Below are 22555 nucleotides of genomic sequence, written 5' to 3' on the forward strand. Positions count from 1 at the left end.
TTTTAGCTAATCTTACAGTGCTCTAAAAACTGAGTCAGTTTTTTTAGGCAATATAACATCTGTAATACAAGAATAATATTCTTTTTTAAATTCAACGATGAAAAATACATTCTTCCTGATTTCTATATTACTAAGTAGTGTTTGTAAGGCGCAAGACCTTTCTAAACTTTATGAAACTGTAAATCCGGCAGTGGTGGTAATCTTCACGCAGGAAGCAAAATTAGAATCTAATGGCGGTATTACCAAAACAGTTACTTCTGAAGGATTGGGATCTGGTTTTATGGTTTCAGAATCTGAAATTATTACTGCGTCACACGTCGTTGATGCCGCTGAAATTTTAAGAGTTAAATTTATTGATGGAGAAGTACGATCTGCAAAAGTGATTTCTACATTCAAATCAGCAGATGTTGCTTTAATTAAATTAGATATACCTAAAAAGGATGCTGTAACGGTGAGTTTTGGAGACTCTGATCGAGTAAAAATTGGTGAACAGATTTTTATTGTTGGTGCTCCTTTTGGATACAGTCATTCCTTATCTTCAGGCTATGTGAGTGGTATTGTCAAAAACAAAAAAGGTAAGAATCCTTTTACTCAAGCAGAGTTTATACAAACGGATGCTGCTATTAATACAGGTAATTCTGGAGGCCCCATGTTCAATATGAAAGGAGAGGTTGTTGGTGTAGTAAGTCAAATTCTCACCAAATCTGGAGGTTTTGAGGGTATTGGTTTTGCTGCTACTTCTAATATCACCAAAAATTTAATGCTAAACAATAGAACTCCTTGGTTGGGTTTTGATTCATATCCTTTAACAGGTAAAACACAGCGATTATTTAATGTTCCTCAAAGAAGTGGATTGCTAGTGCAACGGGTAGTTTTTGGTTCTGTATTGCATAAAATGGGATTACAAGGAGGAGATACAGAAGCTATTATCGATGGCCAAAAACTGATAATTGGCGGTGATATCATTATGGCATTTAATGGAATTACTTTTGATCTTACGGATGAGGCTCTGGTTAAGCTTGGAGAGTTCGGCAAAAACCTGAAGCCTACAGATCCTTTTGAACTTACAATATTAAGAGGAGGAAAGGTTATGAAGCTAAAAAGGTAATTATATTTATAAAAGTAGTCTTGCTATATCATCTGGATTAATAGAATTAGGCGCAAGAAAAATTATGCATACGAACAAATACTTTAACACTCTAATTGTGCTACTGCTCCTTGTTAACTTAACAGGAAATAGTCAAGAAAAAGAAAATGATTCTGTTGTCACTCCTTTTCGGAAAGGAAGATGGTTTACTGGTTTGTCAGGTACTATTAATTCTAGTACTATTAAGTTACAAAATACAGGAGAAAATACTTCTACTAATGAATTTGGAATCAATCTTACCACAGGAAAATTTATTAAAGATAGATTTCTAGTAGGAGGGACGTTAACACTGAATCGAAGTAATAATTCGGGTATTGTAGAAAGAACATCAGAAAATATATTTATAGCTCCATTAGTATCATATTTTATTTCTAAGAATAACCAAGGCTCTTTGTTTTTTCAATTAGCACCCGGATATGTGCGTTATAAAGATGAAACCCGTATAGAGCAAACGGATTCTTTTGTACAACAACTTGGCGAAGGTGGTGGCTTTGGTTCATTAGTAGGTATAGGGTATTCATATGCGTTTTTTGATCTGGTAACTTTCGATTTGGGACTCAAGTTAAATTTATTATGGATTAATATTGATCAGGAAGCGCTTCCCGCTAATACTGTAACATCAGAAGATATTTTTATAAGTAATATTTCTTTTTCATTTGGTTTTAACATTTTAGTAGATCAATTTTGATGCAAAAGCAAGGTCTAACATACATTCTAGTACTTATTCTATTTTCTACTACTTCGTGGTCTCAAAGTAAAGAGACTGTTTTTAAAACGAATACGATAGCAAGCACAAAAAGTATTCAATTTATAGGAGTTCCTATTGCCTTTTATACCCCAGAAACTGAATTTGGTTTTGGTGGTGGAGGACAACTGTTTCTATTAAATAAAAGCAATATCTATAATGACCGCCAATCAAACATTCTATTTAGCGGAATTTATACACTAAATGAACAGTTTCTATTTGAAGTCAAACCAGAAATCTATTTAGGCAAAGGAGATTATTTTATTGATATAGACTATACTTGGGAAATATACCCTAATTTATTTTGGGGCATAGGTAATAGTACACCAGATAGAGATGAAGAAGTTTATAATATGACTTCGCATAAACTAAAAATGGGATACCTAAGACGCTTACCTCCAAATCTTAATTTCGGATTTGAGTATGTCTTCGAAAACCATGAAGTTACCGAGGTTGAAGAGGGAGGAATTCTAGATGCTGCGACAGTTTTAGGCAGTGATCGAGCAATTATAAGCGGTCTAGGCGTTGTTTTTAATTTAGATACTCGAGATGATATTGGATCTCCTCTATCCGGACGTTATTATAAGCTTAATGCTCAATTTTCTAGCGAACTTCTAGGGGCAACTCATGGGTATAATAAATTCTTTTTGGATTTACGGACCTACGAACCATTAACTAAAGCGAGTATTCTGGCTATGCAAGTCTATAGTGAGAATACTTTTGGAGACGCACCTTTTCAGGGACTAGCAAAGTTTGGTGGAAGCTATAGTGCCAGAGGATATTTCTATGGTAGATTTACAGACAACCATATGTATATTATACAAACAGAGTATAGATGGCGTTTTAGACCACGATGGACAATTGCAGCCTTTGGATTAGTAGGCGAAGTGGCAAGTAATCCTGAAAATTTCTTTAGCATAAGCAATATGAAACCCAGTGCAGGAGCTGGAATACGCTTTAAGTTACTTAAAAACAAAAGTACCTGGCTGCGTTTGGATACTGGATTTGGAGAAAATGGTAATAATGGTTTTTATTTTGGGATTAATGAATCTTTTTAATAATAAACGATGTTAAAAATCAGGAACAAACTAAAAATGATATTGGTATAATACTATCTTCTACTCTTTTGAGCTAATGCAATTTTCGTAGAATTTATGACATATGGGTTTTGTGTTTTGGTGATTTTTAATTTAATATTTTCTTTTAAAACAAACATTATCATGCGAATTAATCGAATAATTCTTTAAATTTAATAAATCAAATATTTACAAGAAGATATTATGAAATCAGAAAGTACCTATCACTATCAATTTGGCGCAGTTGTAAAAATAACCTTAAGAGATGGCGAAGTATCAGAAGAAGAGAAAACCTTTTTAGGTCATTTGGCCAAAGTTTTAGGAATTTCAGGAGAAGAATATGATCACATTATGCAACACTATCTAACCTACTCATTAGAACCAACCACTACCTATAATGATCGATTAGAAAGTATGTATACTTTAACAAAACTTATTTCTGAAGATGAAACCATTTCTGGAGAACGACAAACCCTTTGGTTAGAAAGAATGGCCAAAGCAATAGGATTTACTCCGGGAAATGTTAAATACATCGTTGCAAAATCGTTAGTCGTTATTCAGAAAGGTGTAGACCAAGAAACGTATAAAGAAGAAATTAGGAATATTAATAAGTAATCTATTGTTATACACACTTCTTTAGCTAAAATTAGATGTATGATCATAACATTTTACGGTACCAGAGGTTCTATACCCGTTTGTGAATCTGGTTTTCAGGAGTTTGGAGGTAACACAACTTGTGTAGCTGTATCCGGTAAAAAAGAAGGAGGAAGTGTCCTTGTTTTTGATGCAGGAACTGGTATTAGAAAACTGGGAAAAGAACTCATTTCAAAAAACTTTTCTCAAGGGAATAAGATTTTTCTAACCTTCTCACATTTTCATTGGGATCATATTCAAGGATTTCCATTTTTTGCTCCTGCATATGATGTAAATAAAGAAGTTGAGTTTTTTATCATAGGAGATGATGCTCCAAACATACATGATTTCAAAGAAATATTTGCTAAACAAATGGAGAGCACTTATTTTCCTATAGGCATAGATGATATGGGAGCAGATTTTACTTTTACAGTCAATAAAGGCAATAAAGTTAACTTTGATGGAGGTCAAATAACAGTCAACAAACATAAGCATCCTGGTGGAGCTTATGGGTATCGTTTAGAAACTGAAGGAAAAGTATTAGTCTATTGTACAGATATAGAACACGGTTATGGGTTAGATCAAAATGTTGTTGATTTTTGTAGAAATGCAGATGTGCTTATTCACGATGCTCAATATACTCCTGAAGAGTTACCAAATCACAAAGGTTGGGGGCATAGTAGTTGGGAACAAGCTATTGGAGTTGCAGAAGCCGCGAATGTAAAGAAACTATATCTTACGCACCACGATCCAGAACATAACGATGATTTTTTAATAAAAGTAGAACGGCAATGTCAACAGCGTTTTTCAAATTGTTTTTTGGCTCGTGAAGGGGAAGTAGTGGAAATCTGATTTCACAAATCCGTGCATTTTTTGAATCCAGTAGCTTAGGATATACTTACTATAACTCGTTATTTAGTAATCAAAATAGATATCTTTTTATTTTGATGTATCAAGTGAAAAATAACATTTTTTTTTGCATAAATTTAAGTCGGAAATGGTATAAAATCAAAACCCAAACCGTATCCCTACGCCAAAAACACTTTGATTACGTCTATCTCCATTACCATCTTCACTATAATCTATACTTGCAGCAGCAAAGACATGACTAGACTTTTTAAAATTGTACCCTATTTCGGTTATTCCGAATTTGGTATCAAAATCGCCTAGATTTTGATTGTCATCTGGTTTTAAATAATTAAAACCTGCTGCAACATGCCATCTCTTATTGGTTGAGAATTTATAACGAGCATAGAACTCAACACCTTTAGCATCATAAAAAACATCCCCTAATCGTTGATGTTGTTTTAAAATAGCATACGAAGCTGCTAGTGTAAATCTATTTATTTCATAAGAAACAGAAGCCACAAAAGCCTCATCACCAACTTTTGCTTGATTTGGTAATGGATCTTCGACTCCATCATTCACTTTGTTATAACCAACTCCTATACCAAGTCCTCCTATTTTATAATTAGCTCCAAATCCATAGGTATCAATACTTTCACTATTGTCAGAGATATTTCGTGCTTCTGCTTGAACTCCCAGACTTAATCCATTCTTTTGGTATTTTAGAATAAAAACCTGATTGGCACGACCTGTCCCAGAAACTCCACCATCAGAGATGTTCCATACACCAATAGCAGCACCTCCAAAGGCTAAGAAGCGATCTATTTCAACAGCTCCCATTGTATAATACACAGAGTTTTGTTTCCCGAATGTAAATTCAAAATCTTGATAAGAAACTCCAACAAACCCTAATCGAGTAAATACTGCATCACCAACTTGTGCAATCCCTGCTCCAGGATCTACCGCAAACTCTACGGTATCATCTCTTGATACAAGGTTTACACCAAACTCAATACCGCCAATGATGTTAAAATTTTCTGCTTCGTCATTGGACAAGGCATGTTTAAATTTTAACCCTACACGTGGTGCATTATTAGAAATTCCTATTTCACCTTCTTCAGCAAAACCAGCTCCAATTCGTATACTCCCATAAGGTGTAACCCGAGAGGTAATTTCATCTATCCAATTTGAATCTTTTTTTTCGTTTTCTGAAGTCTTTGTTTCTTCAGCATTAGTGGCTTGTGCATATATTCCATTCATTAGGAGTAGAGCCATAACAATCACTATAACATTTATTAAAGGAAAATTGACATTTTTCATACACTTAAATAATTTAGTCATTCAAAAAACGTATGCTAGCCAAATAATTTAGCTTTAGCATTACGAGCATTCATTTCTGCTATATTTAGTATCGAAATCCCCTCTGGACATTCTACTTCGCAAGCACCTGTAAAAGTGCAACTACCAAATCCTTCTATTTCCATTTGATAGGTCATCTCTTCTACACGTTTATGTTCTTCCGCTTTTCCTTGTGGTAACCTATTGAGGTGATTAATTTTTGCAGCAGTAAATAATGCAGCTGAGGAATTTTTACAGGTCGCAACACAAGCTCCACATCCAATACAAGCGGCAGCATCCATAGCATTATCGGATATTTCTTTGGGAATAGGAATGGCATTGGCTTCTGGTGCGGTTCCTGTCTTTGCCGTTATATAAGCTCCGTGTTCAATGATTCTATCAAAAGCAGAACGATCTACTATCAAATCTTTGAGTATCGGAAAAGATGCTGCTCTCCAGGGTTCCACCACAATGGTATCACCATCTTTAAAGCTGCGCATATGTAATTGACAAGTCGTTATATTATCATGTGGACCATGAGCACGACCATTAATAAAAACACCACATTGTCCGCAAATTCCTTCACGACAATCATACTCATAAGCGATTACTTTTTCGTTTTTAAGCACCAATAATTCATTAAGGTGATCTAATGCCTCCAGAAAAGACATATCTTCTGTTAATCCATCTACCTTATATTCTCTGATGGCTCCCTTATCATCAGGGCCTTCCTGTCTCCAAATTTTGAATGTTACTTGCATAATATATCATTTATAACTTCTAACCGAAGGTTTTACAAATTCAAATTCTAGTTCTTCCTTGTGCAACTTAAAATCTCCATCATCATACTCCCATGCAGATACATAAGAATAGTCCTTATCTACTCTCACGGCTTCACCATCTTCGGTCTGGAATTCTTCTCTAAAATGTGCTCCGCAGGATTCATCACGTTCTAATGCATCTGTACACATTAAAATTCCTAACTCAATGAAGTCAGCCAATCGTAAGGCTTTTTCGAGTTCTGTATTTAACTCATTACTACTTCCAGTAATTTTTACATCATTCCAGAATTCATCACGTATCGTTTTTATTTGTTCTATAGCATCTTTTAATCCTTTTTTATTACGGCTCATAGCACACTCTTGCCACATTACTTTACCTAATTCTCTATGAAAATGATCTACAGTTTTCGTTCCATTAATATTTAAAATGAGATCAATACTAGCTTTTACCTCTTTTTCTGCCTTTTCAAATTCAGGATGATCTATAGTCGGATGATCTTCTTTTAAGGCGCTTGCCAGATAATTATTAATCGTATTAGGCAACACAAAATAACCATCAATACTAGCTTGAAGTAGTGAATTAGCACCTAAACGATTTGCTCCATGATCAGAGAAATTACATTCTCCTATAGCATATAATCCTGGGATAGTCGTCATTAACTCATAATCTACCCACAATCCTCCCATAGAGAAATGAGCTGCGGGTGAAATTTGCATGGGTTCTTTATAGGCATCAATCCCCGTAATTTTTTTATACATCGTAAACAGATTACCATAACGATCTTTGATCGTTTCTAAATCAAATTTTGCAATAGCGTGTTTAAAATCAAGATATACGGCATTTTTAAGCCTTCCTGCACCATAACCAGCATCGATCCGTTCTTTGGCAGCACGAGAAGCAATATCCCTAGGTGCTAAATTTCCGAAACTAGGATATCTGCGTTCCAAATAATAATCACGCTCGTCTTCAGGAATATCGTTTGCTTTTCTTGCATCTTCTTGTTGTTTAGGTACCCATATTCTTCCATCATTACGTAAAGATTCTGACATCAAGGTAAGTTTTGATTGTGCTTCACTTGATTGAGGCAATGCGGTAGGGTGAATCTGCGTAAAACTGGGAGCTGCAAAAAGAGCACCTTTCTTGTGTGCTTTCCAAATAGCACTTCCATTACATCCAATAGCTAGGGTAGATAATCGAAATACTCGTGAATATCCACCAGTAGCCAATACAACGGCATCAGCTGCATATCTTTTAAGTTTACCAGTAACCAAATCCCGAACAATGATCCCTTTAGCTTTTCCGTCAATCACTACCAAATCCAACATCTCACTACGCGGAAACATTTTTACTTTTTTGGCATGTATCATTTTGTATAGCTGTGAATATGCAGCGAGTAACAATTGCTGTCCTGTTTGACCTCTTGCATAAAAAGTACGTTGTACTTGTACACCTCCAAAACTTCGATTCACCAAAACCCCTCCATATTCTCTGGCAAAAGGTACTCCTTGTTGCACATAATGGTCAATCAATGGAGCGGATAATTCTGCAAGTCTATAAGTATTGGCTTCGCGAGATCTAAAATCTCCTCCTTTCAAAGTGTCATAGAACATTCTCCAAACACTATCCCCATCATGCTGATAATTCTTAGCTGCATTTATACCACCTTGTGCGGCTACAGAATGTGCTCTTCTGGCTGAATCTTGGTAACAGAAGCATTGTACATCGTATCCCAATTCTGCAAGGGTAGAGGCTGCTCCAGCACCCGAAAGTCCTGAACCGACTACAATAACATTTAACTTCTTTTTATTGGCTGGATTGATCAATTGTGAGGTAACCTGATAGTTACGCCACTTATCTTCTAGTTTTCCTTCTGGAATTTTTGAATTTAATTTCATACTCCTGCTACTATTTAAAATAAACAATGAATGGTATAATCCCGAAACCAATACCCATAATAAGAGCATAAACCAAAGAGATCTTTGCTATAATCTTTAATCCTTTTCTATGATAAAAGCCTAAGGTTTTGAAACCACTTTTAAAACCGTGATATAAGTGAAATGCCAGAGGTACGGACATGATTGTATAAAAAATGACATAATAAATGTTTTGAAAAAGACCATAAGTAACTGCATATACATCCTTATTTCCATTTATATCTAACGCTACTGTATCACCAAAACCTAATTTGATACGAGCCCAAAAGTTCACAAGATGAATAACAATAAAAATCAAGATAAGAGAACCTAAGATACCCATATTTCTAGAAGCCCAATTGCTATTCTCACTAGCGTGATTTACTACATATTTCTGTGGCTTTGCTTTTCTATTTCTGATAGTAATCAGTAATGCATACATCACATGAAGAATAATAGATAGATATAACAAATAGGCAACAATCTTTATCAAAGGATTTTCTCTTAATGTAGTCGAATATGAATTATACATTCCTCTAGCAATGTCTTCGGGTAATAACAGAATGCAGTTTGCAGAAAGATGTACTACAAGGAAAACGCATAAGAACAGCCCTGTTCCTGCAATCAATGTTTTCCTAAAAAATAATGGATTAAGTGCCATAATCTATTTCTGTTAAATTAATACGTATCAAAAAGTTCTTGCATGTCATTTAATTTTTCACCCTTGGATAGTGCAAGCATTAATAAAATTCTCGCTTTGGCAGGATTTAAATCTCCCGATGCAATCGTATGATAATCTTCGTCTTTAAACTCATTATCGCGCAAAACCCATCCAGTGGCGGCTCGTGTGCTTCTAACGATAATTACACCGTGGTCTTCATAGGCTTTTTTAGCCGCTTCCAAGATGGCATCAGTCATATTACCATTTCCAACACCTGCAATTACAATACCTTTGGCACCAGCTTTTACATGCATATCTATCAAATCCGGAGACATATCTGCATAGGCATAAATAATATCTACGCGGGGTAATTCTTTGACACCAGCTATCGAAAATTTGCTTGTGTTCCCGAATTTTGTGTTAGGCTTACGAAAAAAGCCCAATCTGCCATAAAATACACCTCCAAGCATTCCTTTAATGGGCGATTGAAAACTATTCACATTAGTAGTGTTCATTTTACTCACATCACGAGCAGCGTGTATTTGATCATTGAGCGATACCATCACACCTTTTCCTTTAGCTTCTGGATTTGATGCTATAGCAACCGCATTATATAGGTTCAAAGGACCTTCTGCACTTATAGAGGTTGAGGAACGCATGGAACCTGTAGTAACCACTGGCTTGTCACTTTTGACAACCAAACTTAGGAAATATGCTGTTTCTTCTTGGGTATCGGTCCCATGAGTTATTACAATGCCATCAACGTCGTCAGAAGCTAACAATTCATTAATCCGATTTGCCAATTTCAACCAAATTTCAACGGTTATGTCTTGCGAACCCACATTGGCAACTTGTTCTCCAGAGACATCAGCCAGTTTTTCTATGCCAGGTACAGCATTAATCATGGTCTGAATACCAACCTGACCTGCAGAATAACTCCCAGAAGTGGCTGACGAAGCTGATCCCGCAATGGTACCTCCAGTTGCTAGAATTTTTACATTTGGAAGGTCTGTGTCTTGAGCAAATCCAATAGCAGTTATTACAACTACTATTAGGAATGCCTTTATTTTTATATTAAATAATTTCATAATAAAAGAGTTTGTATTTCTCTATTGCTTTTGGAAAAATCAATTATTTTTATGTAATGCAGCTGTATATTTTGGATGCATCAAATTATCTACACTGAGAATTTTATCTAATTCTTCTTCGGAAAGTAATTCTTTCTCGAGTACCAATTCACGAATTGATTTTCCTGTTGCCACAGCTTCTTTACCCAAAACATCTCCCATATGGTGACCAATGTATGGGTTTAAGAAGGTGATAATTCCAACCGAATTAAACACCATCTGTTTGGTATGCTCTTCATTGGCAGTGATACCATCAATACATTTTTTGGCTAGTGTGACAGATACATTGGAGAGTAGCTCTACAGATTCAAACATACATTGCGCAATTACAGGTTCCATTACGTTTAACTGTAATTGTCCTGCTTCGGCTGCAAATGAAATGGTCACATCATTTCCAATAATCTTAAAACACACCTGATTCGCTACTTCAGGAATTACCGGATTTACCTTCGCTGGCATAATGGAAGAACCTGCTTGCATTTCCGGAAGGTTAATTTCATTTAATCCACATCTGGGACCAGAAGAAAGTAATCTTAAATCATTACAAATTTTAGATAACTTCACCGCTGTTCTTTTCAAAGCTCCAGAAATCATCACATACGCACCACAGTCTGAAGTCGCTTCTATCAAATTTGCAGCAGGCACAAAACTAGCCTTGGTGAATTGTTGTAAATACCCTATGGACAGTTCTGTAAATCCATCAGGTGCATTTACTCTTGTTCCGATTGCTGTGGCGCCTAAATTAACTTCTAAGATAAGATCACGACTATTTTTTAAGTTTTTAGTTTCTTCTTTTAAATTTGCAGACCAAGCCCCAAATTCATCACCCAAAGACATGGGTACAGCATCTTGTAACTGAGTTCTACCCATTTTAAGGACATTTTTGAATTCTGCCGCCTTTTTATCAAAACTAGTGGTCAGTACATTGATTTTTTCCAACAAATGATTCATATAATAATAAACAGCTACCCTAAATCCCGTTGGGTAGGCATCATTCGTAGACTGTGATTTATTTACATGATCATTCGGGTGTAAAATATCATAACTTCCTTTTTCGTGCCCGTTTAGTTCTAAAGCTACATTCGCAATCACTTCATTAGTATTCATATTTACAGAAGTACCTGCTCCTCCTTGGAATACATCTGAAGGAAAATATGCTGCGTACTTATCTAGATTTTCAAGAATTTCATCACAAGCCTGAATAATCATATCCGCTTTGTCTGCCGGAATTGTTCCGATTTCTTTGTTCGCACATGCGCAAGCTTTTTTAGTAACTACTAATCCTTTTATGAAAAACGGATAATCTCCGATTATTGAATGCGAAATTTGAAAATTATTAAGAGCTCTTTGTGTATGAACTCCATAATACAAATCTCTGTTTATTTCCAGTTCTCCTAAAAGATCTGTTTCTTTTCTTGTTTTCATAAGTTCTTTATTTTGATTTGATTATGAGTTTATAAAATAAGACCTCCAAGTATAAATCCGAAGATGACACTAGAAGCAATCGTTACTATTCCAGGAATAATAAAAGAGTGATTAAATACATATTTCCCTATTTTGGTAGAGCCTGTGTCATCCATTTCTACGGCAGCCAATAAGGTTGGATATGTAGGTAATACAAATAAGGCACTTACAGCCGCAAAAGAAGCTATAGCAGCAATGGGGCTTACTCCTAATGCTAAAGCAGCTGGCATTAATGCGGTTGTAGTTGCTGCCTGAGAGTATAGCAACATGCTCGCTAAGAATAAAACAACTGCCAGCATCCAAGAATATTCATTTAAAATGCCTCCTGCTGCTTCTTTAATTTCTACAATATGATTACTCACAAAGGTATCTCCTAACCAAGCAACACCAAGAACGCATATTGCAGCACTCATACCTGATTTAAAAGTGGACATACCTGTAACTTCATTAAGTTTTATTTTACAAACTAATGCAATCACCATAGCAGCTAATAACATAATGGCCATTATGGCGTGATTACGACTAATTGTTGGGTCTGGAATTAGTCCCACTTTCTTAGAAATTAAGCTTGCATAGGTTACTATAATTAATATAGAAGCACCAAAAATACTCACAGACCATTTTGCGCTTTTGGGACTTTCGCTACGTTTCTCTGTTTTCTGTTTTATCAATCCAGACGCTACACGTCTTTGATATTCTGGATCTTCAGCCAAGGGTTTTCCTAATTTGTTAGAAACAATAGCCCCAATCACACAAGCTAAAACTGTAGAAGGAATAGCAACAGCCAGCAACTGTAAATACGACACTCCTAAAGGCTCTAAAAAACTTGCAAAAATAACTACGGCTGCCGAAATAGGCGAAGCTGTAATTGCTATTTGTGATGCAACTACAGAAATACTTAAAGGTTTAGAAGGTCTTACGCCTCCTTCCTTAGCCACTTCAGTAATTACAGGTAATGCAGCATAAGCGGTGTGCCCTGTTCCTGCTAATAGTGTCATCCAATAGGTTACAGCAGGCGCAATAAACGTAACGCGCTTTGGGTTTTTTCTAAGAATCTTTTCGGATACATTGACTAGATAATCCAATCCACCAGCTTTTTGCATCGCAGCAATAGCTGCTATTACAGACATAATAATGAGTATTACATCTACTGGAACAGAACCAGCTTTTAGCCCAAAAATCAAAGTAAGAACAACAACACCAGCACCTCCTGCATAACCAATACCGATACTTCCCAATTTTGAACCCAAGAATATAAAAAAGAGTACAACTAATAATTCAATCCAAATCATATCTTAAGTTTTTAGTTAGTTAATTTCCAGTTTTTACGTTGATAAATACCTTTAAGAATGGCATCCCAACTATTTTTATGGATTTCAAATTGCTTAGGGTTGAGTATGCTTTTAACATCGTTGTGAAGTTTTCTTATTTGCTTTGGAAATTCACGACGAATTTGTTCATCACTTAATTGAACCTCTGGATTCCCTAGACATTCCATTTTGTAGGCATGATACACCACAATTTTTTTATAGTCTTGTCGTAATTTTCCTGAGAGCTTCATTTTATCCATTCGGTCTTCATACCATAATGTTTGCAGTTCTACGTCATCAGTAGAAAAAAGATCAACTTTATATTTAAGACGTTCTTTTTGTTCGTTTGTCAATTCTTGTGCCTGCACATTTAAGAAACAAAAGCAAACTAAAAAAACTGTGATAAAATGATTACAATACATAACTATATATAATTTTATAAACAACAATAATATTAGAATTCTTAACGAAGGTAATTCGATATTAAGATTAAATTTCTAATCATTTAAGTGGAGTAACTTAAATTAAATGTGAAGTGTCTAAACTTAACATTGAAATCTTTTTCACTATAAATTTTATGATTTTTTCTAACTAATTCAAATAATTAACAAAACAATAAAACCTTCTCACTGATGCCTTTCCTCCAGTATCAAAGAAATCAACTAAAACCTTTTTTAAAAATGAATAATTATTTCTTATGATTATAAATGGGGTTCAGGTTCTTAGCGACTGATAATTAAGTAATTGAAATATAAAATTTGTCTATCATAGGGATGAGAATAGAATATGTCAGAATAACAAAACTGAATCACTCGTTTTATTCTTTTTTTTTGTTAAATTTAACTACTAATTCACACCACACAAAATTTGGCTATACAAGATAAAATATTACCAGATAAAAAATCTCGTTGGCGTACTACTGCAGTATTTTTTATTGCTTGTCTTATTGGTTTAGGATTATTTATGGCTAAAGAATCAGAAATCACCTCTTATCTTGGTGATAATCCACAAACTTGTGTTAACTGTCATGTGATGACACCTGTCTATAATAGTTGGATGCATAGTTCACATAGAGAAGTAGCTAACTGTAATGCCTGTCATGTACCTCACGATAACATCGTTAATAAATACTATTTCAAGGCTAAAGATGGTTCTTACCATGCATCTGTTTTTACAATGAGAGCTGAGCCAGATGTTATTAAAATGAAAGAAGCTTCGCAGCGCGTTGTGCAAGCAAACTGTATTCGCTGTCACGTACAACAAGTTACTCAGACTAAATATGATGGATGGATAGAAGATCATAGGGAAAATAGAACAAAAAGACAATGTTGGAGCTGTCATGTAGAAATACCTCATGGTAAAAAACAAGGTATTTCTACCATAAAATATAATTTGGCTCCCATACCTACAGATCAAGCAGAGTCTGTAGTTCCTGATTGGTTGCAAAAAGAAATAGATTCAAAATAAACACAGTATTATGAAAAACAAAGTGTTATTTATCGTTACTATCGTGGTTGTCTTTTTATTAGGATTACTTGCATCAAGTATTATTAATAGAAAGAGTGAAGCAAAGTATGCCTTTGTTCCTCAAGTAAATATTAGCGAAAACGAACCTAGAAATGAAGTTTGGGGTTTAAACTATCCAAAAGAATATCAATCATCATTACAAACATTAGATACCACATTTGCCTCTTTTCAGGGAGGTTCACATATGAGAGATGTTCTTGAAGAAGATCCCAATTTAGTAGTCCTATTTGCCGGATATGGTTTTTCAAAAGATTACAATCAAGGTCGTGGTCATGGATATGCTATTGAAGACATTCATAATACATTGAGAACAGGAGGTCCTAAAGGAAAAGGAGATGGTCCAATGCCAGCTACCTGTTGGACCTGTAAAAGTCCTGATGTACCTCGTTTAATGAATGAAATAGGGATTGCAGAATTCTACAAAGGAAAATGGGCAGATAAAGGTGCAGAAATTGTAAATCCAATTGGTTGTGCGGATTGTCATGATCCTAACAGTATGAAGCTACGAATCACGCGTCCTGCACTAGTCGAAGCTTTTGATGCAATGGGGAAAGATATCAATCAAGCTACGCACAATGAAATGCGTTCTTTAGTATGTGCGCAATGTCATGTAGAATATTATTTTGACAAGAAAATACCAGGAAAAGAAGGCGTTCCATATTTAAAATTCCCTTGGAAAAATGGAATGAGTGTTGAAGATATGGAGGAGTATTATGATGCTATTGCTTTTGCAGATTGGGAACATAAAATTTCTAAAACACCTATGCTTAAAGCACAACACCCAGGTTACGAAACTTTTGTAACGGGTATTCATGCACAACGAGGTGTGTCTTGTGCGGATTGTCATATGCCATATAAAAGCGAAGGAGGGCAGAAGTTTACGGATCACCACTTGCAATCTCCTTTAAACAATATGCAAAACGCTTGTCAAGTATGCCATCGTGAAGAAGAAGGAAAATTGGTACGAAATGTATACGAACGTCAGCGTAAAGCAAACGAAACAAGGTTGAAATTAGAAAGCATATTAGTGAAAGCACATGTGGAAGCTGGTAAATGCTGGGAGCTTGGTGCTAGCAAAGATCAGATGGCGCCTATTTTACAAGACATTCGTCACGCGCAATGGCGCTGGGATTATGGAGCTGCTTCTCACGGAGCATCGTTTCATTCCCCAATAGAAACAGTAAGAGTATTGGCTAGTGGTTTAGTAATTGCACAAGAAGCACGTGTTAAGTTAGTGCGTATGTTGGCTAGTCTAGGACATAATCAAGAAGTTGAGATGCCTGACATTTCTACAAAAGAAAAAGCACAGCAATATGTTGGCTTAGATATGGAAAAGCTTCATGAAGAAAAAGCCGAGTTTAAGAGAACCTTACTACCCAAATGGATGGAAGAAGCAGTTGCAAGAGAGGCAACATATCCAGATGCTAAGGCATCATCAGCTATTGATGCAACTAATGCTACTTCAGAAGAGAAATAATATACTACTGACTTAATAAAACTAAGATACCGTCTTCAATTTAAGGTGGTGTCTTTTTATTTTAAACTTAAACATGAATAAATTATATCGTTTCCTATCTTCTCCGAACCTTGCGGTTCTGTTATTATTTGTTTTTGCAACATCGATGGCAGTCGCTACTTTTGTTGAAAATGATTTTGGAACAGCAACTGCTTGGAAGGTTATTTATGATGCTTGGTGGTTTGAAATGGTGATGATAGGATTAGGAATTTCATTTTTTCTAAACACCTTTAAGTATAAATTATGGCGTAAAGAAAAATGGCCTATTTTGATGTTTCATCTGGCGTTTATCATTATATTATTGGGCGCTGGAATTACACGTTATAGCTCTTATGGCGGTATTATGCGTATTAGAGAAGGTGCCAGTTCTAATATAATTATATCTGACGCAAATTACTTGACTGCTAAAATTTCGGATGGAACCAATACTCGGATGGTTCGCAAAAAAATTGAATTTTCTCCTATTAGTAATAATGATTTCACTATCAATACGAATATTAACGGAACACCCGTAAAAATATCATATAATAACTTTATTGCAGATGCTATTCCACAGGTAAAAGAAAATTCTCCTAATGGAAAACCAATGATCGAAATGGTTGTTACTGCTGGTAAGGGTCGACAGAATGTGTTTTTAGAAAAAGGGGAGATAGAAGCAATTGGAGAACACCAGCACTTAGTAGGTTTTGAGGTAAATAGAGATGATATTATTACTATTTCTGAAGAAAATGGCGAACTTTTTATTAAAACACCTCGTGAGTTAGGCAACTTTGTTATGGCTACGCAAACGGCTAGTACTATTAAAAAAGATAGCTTATATCCACTTGTAATTCGAACCCTATATCGAGATGGTGATGCCTCTTTTGTGCCCATGATGTATTATCCAAAAGGAGAATTAGAACTAGTAAGTCTTGCGGATAAACCCAAAGACAATGATGAGATAAAAGATGATGCCGTAAAAGTAGATGTTACTATAGGTGAGGATACCGAAACCCTTACTATGTTATATCGAGATGGTTTTTTACCTACTGAACACAATACAAAAATTCATAACCTTGACATTACATTATCTTATGGTGCAGAAGCAATAAAAACTCCTTTTGCCTTAAAGTTAAATGATTTTCAATTAGAACGATACCCAGGGTCTACAAGTCCATCTGCTTATGCCAGTGAAGTAACCGTTTTGGATAAAAATAATACTATAAAAATGCCCTATCGCATCTTTATGAATAATGTCTTAGATTATGGTGGATATCGTTTCTATCAGGCGAGTTATGATACAGATGAAAAAGGAACGGTCTTGGCTGTGAATCACGATGTGTTAGGAACGGCTATTACTTATTTAGGGTATCTATTGATGGGAATAGGAATGTTTTTTACGCTCTTTGGAAGAAAATCTCACTATGCTTCGGTAAATAAAAAACTAAAAAAATTAAAGACCAAAGCTGCTATTGTAGGGGTATTATTGCTTTCTTTTTCTTCGGAAGTGATCGCTCAAAACACACCTTGGGCTGGTAATGCCAATGCTACAATAGAACAACAACGTATTGATAAAAACCATTCTGAGTTGTTTGGCCGCTTAATGGTACAAGATCTCGACGGACGTATAAAACCTGTCAATACCCTAGCTTCTGAATTTCTACGAAAACTGTCTGGAAAACCCTATTTCAAACTCGTACAAAACGAGGAAAGAATTATCCTAGATGCTAACCAAGCATTTTTGGCCATGCATGTGGATCCTAATACCTGGCAAGATATCCCCATTATCAAAGTAGATCTTACTAAAGGAGGCGAACTCTTTAAAAATCTACCGATTAGTGATAATGGATTAGTGCCTTTTTCAGGGTTTTTGGATAATGAGGAAGTCTATCTACTTGCTGAAGAAATAGAAAAAGCCAATAAGAAAAAACCTGCAGAGCGTTCTGAATTTGATAAGGAAGTGATTAAAGTAGATGAGCGCTTCAATATTTTGTACAATGTATTTTCTGGAAATTATTTAAAGGTTTTTCCTAATAGTATTGGTGATAATAATAAATGGCATAGTTATTCTCACGATTTTGAAGATTTTCCTCCAGAGGATGCCCGTTTTGCAAAAGGAATTATTCCTCAATATTTTACAGCTTTACTGAAAAAAGATTACGAGAGTGCCTTTGAGAGTTTAGCGTATATAAAGAAATTTCAAGATGTCTTGGGTAAAGAAATTATTCCAAGTGATAAGCGCATAGCAGCCGAGTTGTGGTATAATGAATTAAATCTCAATTTTTGGTTATTTCAAGTGTTTTTTACATTAGGATTTGTGCTACTCCTACTATCAATGGTCAAAATATTTAAACAGAATACAGGTATTGAGTGGATTTGGAATCTTACTATTATTAGTACACTTATTAGCTTTTTATTATTTACAGGAAATATTATACTTCGCTGGTACATTGCTCAGCATGCACCTTGGAGTAATGGATATGAAATGCTCGTATTTGTAGCGTGGGTATTATTACTATGTGGATTACTCACTTTTAGAAAATCTGATTTTGCTTTGCCATTGGCGACCTTGTTCTCCGGAACACTTTTATTTGTTAGTTACTTAGATTGGTTAAGTCCCGAGATAACAAACCTGATGCCTGTACTAAAATCATTTTGGTTAAAAGTACATGTAGCAACTATTGTAAGTAGTTATGCTCCTCTAGCATTATCTGCTCTACTGGGTTTTATGGCTTTGATTCTAATAATTATTAGAACAGATAGAACCAAAGATGTTATAAATGTCAGGATTAAAGAACTTACCTATATTAACGAAATCTCGATGACAATGGGGCTATTTGTATTGACTATTGGTACGTTTTTAGGCGGTATTTGGGCTAATGAATCTTGGGGCCGTTATTGGGCTTGGGACCCTAAAGAAACATGGGCTTTGATTAGCGTTATTGTGTATGCTATTGTATTACACCTACGATTGATTCCTGCCTTGAAAAGTAATTTTGTACTGAATACTGCAAGTGTATTTGCTTTTTGGTCGATTATTATGACTTCTTTTGGAGTAAATTATTATTTATCAGGGCTTCATAGTTACGCAGCTGGAGATCCAATACCTATTCCTAATTTTGTTTATGTAATAGCATTATTGATGATACTTATTGCAGTAACAGCGTATTTCAGGAATAAAAAAGGAAACTATAAACGAGTTTAATTGTACTATAATAAATAGCTAATCATTAAAATTATAAATCCACCCATTTCTTGAACCCAGTAGCTTTAGCTTTGCTTACTACAATACGTTCTTTTGAAACTGGACTTATATTGACAATCAGTTTGCCATTAAAGTACTGTCTAATAGTTGAAATAGCACTTTTTCGGATTATAAATTGTCTATTTACCCGGTTAAAAATTTCGGGGTCTAATTCATCCTCGATATCTTCTAGCTTCTTGTCAATAATGTATGCTTTATTTTCTGAAGTAATTGCCTTCACTATACCTGTGTCTATATAGAAATAAGAAATGTTTTCGGTTTTTACAGGAAGTAATTCATCTCTGTGATGTACCAGATATGTAGTTTTAAAGGGTTTTGTTTTATTTTGAAGTAATTGTAGCATTCCATGAATTTGATTGTCTAGAGAGCCATCTTCTTTGGATCTGTTTTTAAATTTTTGAACAGCTTCGAACAATTCATCTTCATCAATAGGTTTTAATAAATAATCTATACTATTTACTTTGAAGGCTTTAATAGCATATTGATCATAAGCCGTTGTAAAAATAATAGGAGTTTCAATTTTGACCTGTTCAAATATTTCAAAGGAAATACCATCTGCCAGATGAATATCCATAAAAATAAGTGATGCTTCATGAGTATTAGAAAAATATTCAATTGCCGTTTTTACAGAATCTAATACCTTCAATACTTCAATATTTGGATCTATAGCATTCAATAAGAAAGTGAGTTGATCACTTGCCGTTATTTCGTCTTCAACTAATACTACTTTCATATCGTCAATTTATTGGCAGTTTTACACAGAATATATTTTCTTTATTACTAATACTGATGTGTTGTTTTTTTAATAAAAAATATCGTTTATCAAGGTTCATTAATCCGTTACCTGTACTATCTACATACGAGGTTCTTAGTCGTATTTCGTTTTGGACATAAATAATCCCATTTTTTGAATATATGTTTACCAGTAAGGGATTCTTTTCTGAAATCTCATTGTGTTTTACAGCGTTTTCTACTAATAATTGCAATGCTAGCGGAGGAACCTCTCTTAGCATATATTTTTCATTTATTGACACATTAATATCAAAACGATCGCGGTATCTGGTTTTTACCAAATGAACATAGCTATCTAAAAATTTAAGCTCTTCTTGTAAGGAGACTACATCTCTTTCTCCGCTTTGTAAAATATATCGATACATAAAGGATAGTTTTTTTATAAACTCTGTTGCATCTTTATTATCTCGTACTATTGAATTTAATGAGTTTAATGAATTAAAAAGAAAATGAGGATTGATTTGATTTTTTAGAGCTGTTAGTTCCTTTTGAAGGTTTTGTTGTTTTAGTTTTTCGTTTTCTAAAAGATCTTCGTGATGTATCATTTGATATTTAAGAATTCGAGCTATAAAAATAGTAATCACTAAAATTACAAAATACACGAAATACATAAATCCAATTTCTGATTCCGATAAAACTTGCCCTGTTACCAGTGTATAGATCGAAACAAATAATTGCACTATGCCTAAAAACAGAATTGTATTTAATACAATTGTTAAACTCGTTCTTACGAAAACAGAATACTGCGAATATATGCTCTTCCAATTGGTGTTAAGTTCTAAAGAAATTAATGATATTATAAATAGAAATAAAAACCGAATGATAATATCTAATACTGAAACTTCTGAGAAAGAATTAAATAGCTTCTGATTTACATCAAATAATGTCAATGTCCGTGGTAAGTTAATAAGGGCAGCAATCAATAATGCTATCCTTAAAATCACAATGTGTTTTACTTTTCTAGAGTTCAATGTAAATAATATCTTCTTTAATTCGTGTTTGTTAAATTTACGTAAAATTGTGCTGATCATAGGATTATTAGCCGTATTCATACTTCTATTATTTGTTTCAGAATAAGAAAAAGCCTCCGTAAGGGAATTGGAGGCTTCTATGTAGAAGTGAAGATATGGGGAGCTCTCCACTTCTTTAATTTAAATCAATTTGTTATTGTGATTTTTTACATACTTTGAATTGATCACATATTGCTTACTTAGAAAAGGCAGCCGAAAAACATCTACTACATCTCCGACTGCCCGCACTCAACTTAACCTAACAATTATGAAAAAAATATTTACTTATTCAATTCCTTGACAACTCTCTTAGAGAAATCTATAGATACTACTCCTAACGTCTGCGGATCATCTATTTCGGTTGTGATTACCGATAATAGTTGTTTTTCTTCTGGTTGTGTGAGATCATACACTACTGTTTCTAGTGTATATTTTTTTGCGTTTTCTGTTATTACTGTTACTGGGTCAGAATCGAGATATATGGTTCCGTAGTACCTATAAAACCCTCTATAATATCCTAAGCCATAATACGAAGGATATATCGTATGAAAGGAATTATTCTTACTAGTAGTTTTCGTATATTCTTCACAATGCTTTAACACCGTTACGATCACTACATCTACGCCATTATTCTTAAGCTTTTCCTTTATTTCTAATGTTTCAGATTCGTTTAATTCTTTAGTAGGTGATGATTTTGGAAAAATAATATAGCTCTCAACAGACTGGTATCCGTTTTTGTTTAAATTTTCAACTAAATCTTTTTCAAAACGCACTCTAGCAGTGTGATCATCCGTCTTGCTTACTACCATTACTCTTTTATGCTTTATATCTGGTACTTCAAGATTTTTCCAGGAATCTGTTATTCTTACAGATGAGCAACTTGATAAGAGCATCAGTACCATTAATGGGCCTATTATTTTTTTAATTACTTCCATGATTTGTTATGCTTTTAGATGAATAAAAAAACTTCATCTTGTTTGTATAAGGACAGAAACTCTTTTGAATTTTTGTATCCCTTTTTTCTTACTATACTATTCCATAAATTTTTAGCTCGATTTTCTAAAGTTGATTGTATTGTTTTCATTTTTATTGTGCTTTTATATTAACTTTTTTACTTATTTATTTTCTAATCGCATCGCCAGCAGCATATCCCCATTTTTCAAGTTCAATAAAAAACTGTGTAAACCATTTTTTAAATTTTCGAATTGGTGTATCGGTATTTATTTCTTGAGGGACATCAGTTATATCGAATCTGTATTTACGATTGTATACAATTTCTAAAGGTGTGGTTCTTGTTTCCATATCTGTACTTTTTAAATATCTTGTATTTATCTTTATTTTCTTGTACAAATGTAGTTGGGGAAGAGTTGTATATTGTTGATTTTCTGGGTGAAGCTTCTAAAAAGGAAAGTGAAACGGCTTA

Annotated in this window: 20 protein-coding genes; 8 read left to right on the forward strand and 12 right to left on the reverse strand. The window is 34.5% G+C overall.

Annotation, left to right across the window (positions count from 1 at the left end; genetic code table 11):
* The first annotated feature begins 97 nt into the window (after positions 1 to 97).
* The 5 genes from Q0975_RS18225 to Q0975_RS18245 all read left to right on the forward strand — a co-directional run bounded on the left by Q0975_RS18225 (position 98) and on the right by Q0975_RS18245 (position 4453).
* Positions 98 to 1108, forward strand: a complete 1011-nt coding sequence (locus tag Q0975_RS18225; protein ID WP_299439281.1) for a trypsin-like peptidase domain-containing protein — start codon at positions 98 to 100, stop codon at positions 1106 to 1108.
* A 97-nt stretch (positions 1109 to 1205) separates the two neighbouring features.
* On the forward strand, positions 1206 to 1835 hold the full coding sequence (locus Q0975_RS18230; RefSeq protein ID WP_299439283.1) for a hypothetical protein: 630 nt from the start codon (positions 1206 to 1208) through the stop codon (positions 1833 to 1835).
* Positions 1835 to 2950, forward strand: coding sequence for a BamA/TamA family outer membrane protein (locus Q0975_RS18235; protein WP_299439286.1), 1116 nt, complete (start codon positions 1835 to 1837; stop codon positions 2948 to 2950). Before Q0975_RS18230 ends, Q0975_RS18235 begins: the two co-directional genes overlap by 1 nt.
* A gap of 222 nt (positions 2951 to 3172) precedes the next feature.
* Positions 3173 to 3583, forward strand: coding sequence for a TerB family tellurite resistance protein (locus tag Q0975_RS18240; RefSeq protein ID WP_299439288.1), 411 nt, complete (start codon positions 3173 to 3175; stop codon positions 3581 to 3583).
* A gap of 39 nt (positions 3584 to 3622) precedes the next feature.
* The gene (locus Q0975_RS18245; RefSeq protein WP_299439290.1) at positions 3623 to 4453 is read left to right on the forward strand and encodes an MBL fold metallo-hydrolase; all 831 of its coding nucleotides are present in this window, start codon (positions 3623 to 3625) and stop codon (positions 4451 to 4453) included.
* A gap of 156 nt (positions 4454 to 4609) precedes the next feature.
* On the opposite strand, the gene Q0975_RS18250 is transcribed toward Q0975_RS18245, so the two are convergent.
* The 8 genes from Q0975_RS18250 to Q0975_RS18285 are packed head-to-tail and all read right to left on the reverse strand — an operon-like array spanning position 4610 to position 13411.
* On the reverse strand, positions 4610 to 5767 hold the full coding sequence (locus Q0975_RS18250) for a porin (RefSeq protein WP_299439292.1): 1158 nt from the start codon (positions 5765 to 5767) through the stop codon (positions 4610 to 4612).
* Positions 5768 to 5802: 35 nt separating this feature from the next.
* Entirely contained in the window at positions 5803 to 6546 is a 744-nt protein-coding gene (locus Q0975_RS18255) for a succinate dehydrogenase/fumarate reductase iron-sulfur subunit (RefSeq protein ID WP_299439295.1), read from the reverse strand.
* Between the two features lie 6 nt (positions 6547 to 6552).
* A complete protein-coding gene (locus Q0975_RS18260; protein WP_299439297.1) occupies positions 6553 to 8463 on the reverse strand; it encodes a fumarate reductase/succinate dehydrogenase flavoprotein subunit in 1911 nt (636 codons plus the stop codon).
* Between the two features lie 10 nt (positions 8464 to 8473).
* Entirely contained in the window at positions 8474 to 9142 is a 669-nt protein-coding gene (locus Q0975_RS18265) for a succinate dehydrogenase cytochrome b subunit (protein WP_299439299.1), read from the reverse strand.
* A gap of 17 nt (positions 9143 to 9159) precedes the next feature.
* Positions 9160 to 10230, reverse strand: a complete 1071-nt coding sequence (locus Q0975_RS18270; protein WP_299439301.1) for a type II asparaginase — start codon at positions 10228 to 10230, stop codon at positions 9160 to 9162.
* Positions 10231 to 10269: 39 nt separating this feature from the next.
* Complete coding sequence (gene aspA / locus Q0975_RS18275) at positions 10270 to 11694, reverse strand: aspartate ammonia-lyase (RefSeq protein WP_299439303.1); 1425 nt, start codon at positions 11692 to 11694, stop codon at positions 10270 to 10272.
* Between the two features lie 29 nt (positions 11695 to 11723).
* Positions 11724 to 13025 carry an anaerobic C4-dicarboxylate transporter gene (locus Q0975_RS18280; RefSeq protein WP_299439305.1) on the reverse strand — a complete coding sequence of 434 codons (1302 nt, stop codon included), beginning with the start codon at positions 13023 to 13025 and terminating at the stop codon, positions 11724 to 11726.
* An 11-nt stretch (positions 13026 to 13036) separates the two neighbouring features.
* Positions 13037 to 13411 (reverse strand): hypothetical protein, encoded by a 375-nt coding sequence (locus Q0975_RS18285; RefSeq protein WP_299439307.1) that lies wholly within the window; start codon positions 13409 to 13411, stop codon positions 13037 to 13039.
* 499 nt (positions 13412 to 13910) lie between these two features.
* On the opposite strand from Q0975_RS18285, the gene nrfH reads away from it, so the two are divergent.
* The 3 genes from nrfH to ccsA all read left to right on the forward strand — a co-directional run bounded on the left by nrfH (position 13911) and on the right by ccsA (position 19270).
* Entirely contained in the window at positions 13911 to 14510 is a 600-nt protein-coding gene (gene nrfH, locus Q0975_RS18290; RefSeq protein WP_299439309.1) for a cytochrome c nitrite reductase small subunit, read from the forward strand.
* 10 nt (positions 14511 to 14520) lie between these two features.
* Entirely contained in the window at positions 14521 to 16047 is a 1527-nt protein-coding gene (gene nrfA, locus Q0975_RS18295) for an ammonia-forming cytochrome c nitrite reductase (protein ID WP_299439311.1), read from the forward strand.
* 73 nt (positions 16048 to 16120) lie between these two features.
* Positions 16121 to 19270: a cytochrome c biogenesis protein CcsA gene (ccsA, locus tag Q0975_RS18300; RefSeq protein ID WP_299439313.1), complete on the forward strand. Its 3150-nt coding sequence runs from the start codon at positions 16121 to 16123 to the stop codon at positions 19268 to 19270.
* Positions 19271 to 19301: 31 nt separating this feature from the next.
* Here the strand turns inward: ccsA and Q0975_RS18305 are convergent, their stop codons facing one another.
* From Q0975_RS18305 to Q0975_RS18320, 4 genes are all read right to left on the reverse strand, one after another.
* Entirely contained in the window at positions 19302 to 20063 is a 762-nt protein-coding gene (locus tag Q0975_RS18305) for a LytTR family DNA-binding domain-containing protein (protein ID WP_299439316.1), read from the reverse strand.
* Positions 20064 to 20067: 4 nt separating this feature from the next.
* Positions 20068 to 21174: a histidine kinase gene (locus tag Q0975_RS18310; protein WP_299439318.1), complete on the reverse strand. Its 1107-nt coding sequence runs from the start codon at positions 21172 to 21174 to the stop codon at positions 20068 to 20070.
* A 239-nt stretch (positions 21175 to 21413) separates the two neighbouring features.
* A complete protein-coding gene (locus Q0975_RS18315; protein WP_299439320.1) occupies positions 21414 to 22067 on the reverse strand; it encodes a hypothetical protein in 654 nt (217 codons plus the stop codon).
* A gap of 184 nt (positions 22068 to 22251) precedes the next feature.
* Positions 22252 to 22434: a hypothetical protein gene (locus Q0975_RS18320; protein WP_299439322.1), complete on the reverse strand. Its 183-nt coding sequence runs from the start codon at positions 22432 to 22434 to the stop codon at positions 22252 to 22254.
* Positions 22435 to 22555 lie beyond the last annotated feature (121 nt).

Origin of the sequence: uncultured Aquimarina sp. (assembly GCF_947500065.1) — a bacterium.
GTDB lineage: Bacteria > Bacteroidota > Bacteroidia > Flavobacteriales > Flavobacteriaceae > Aquimarina.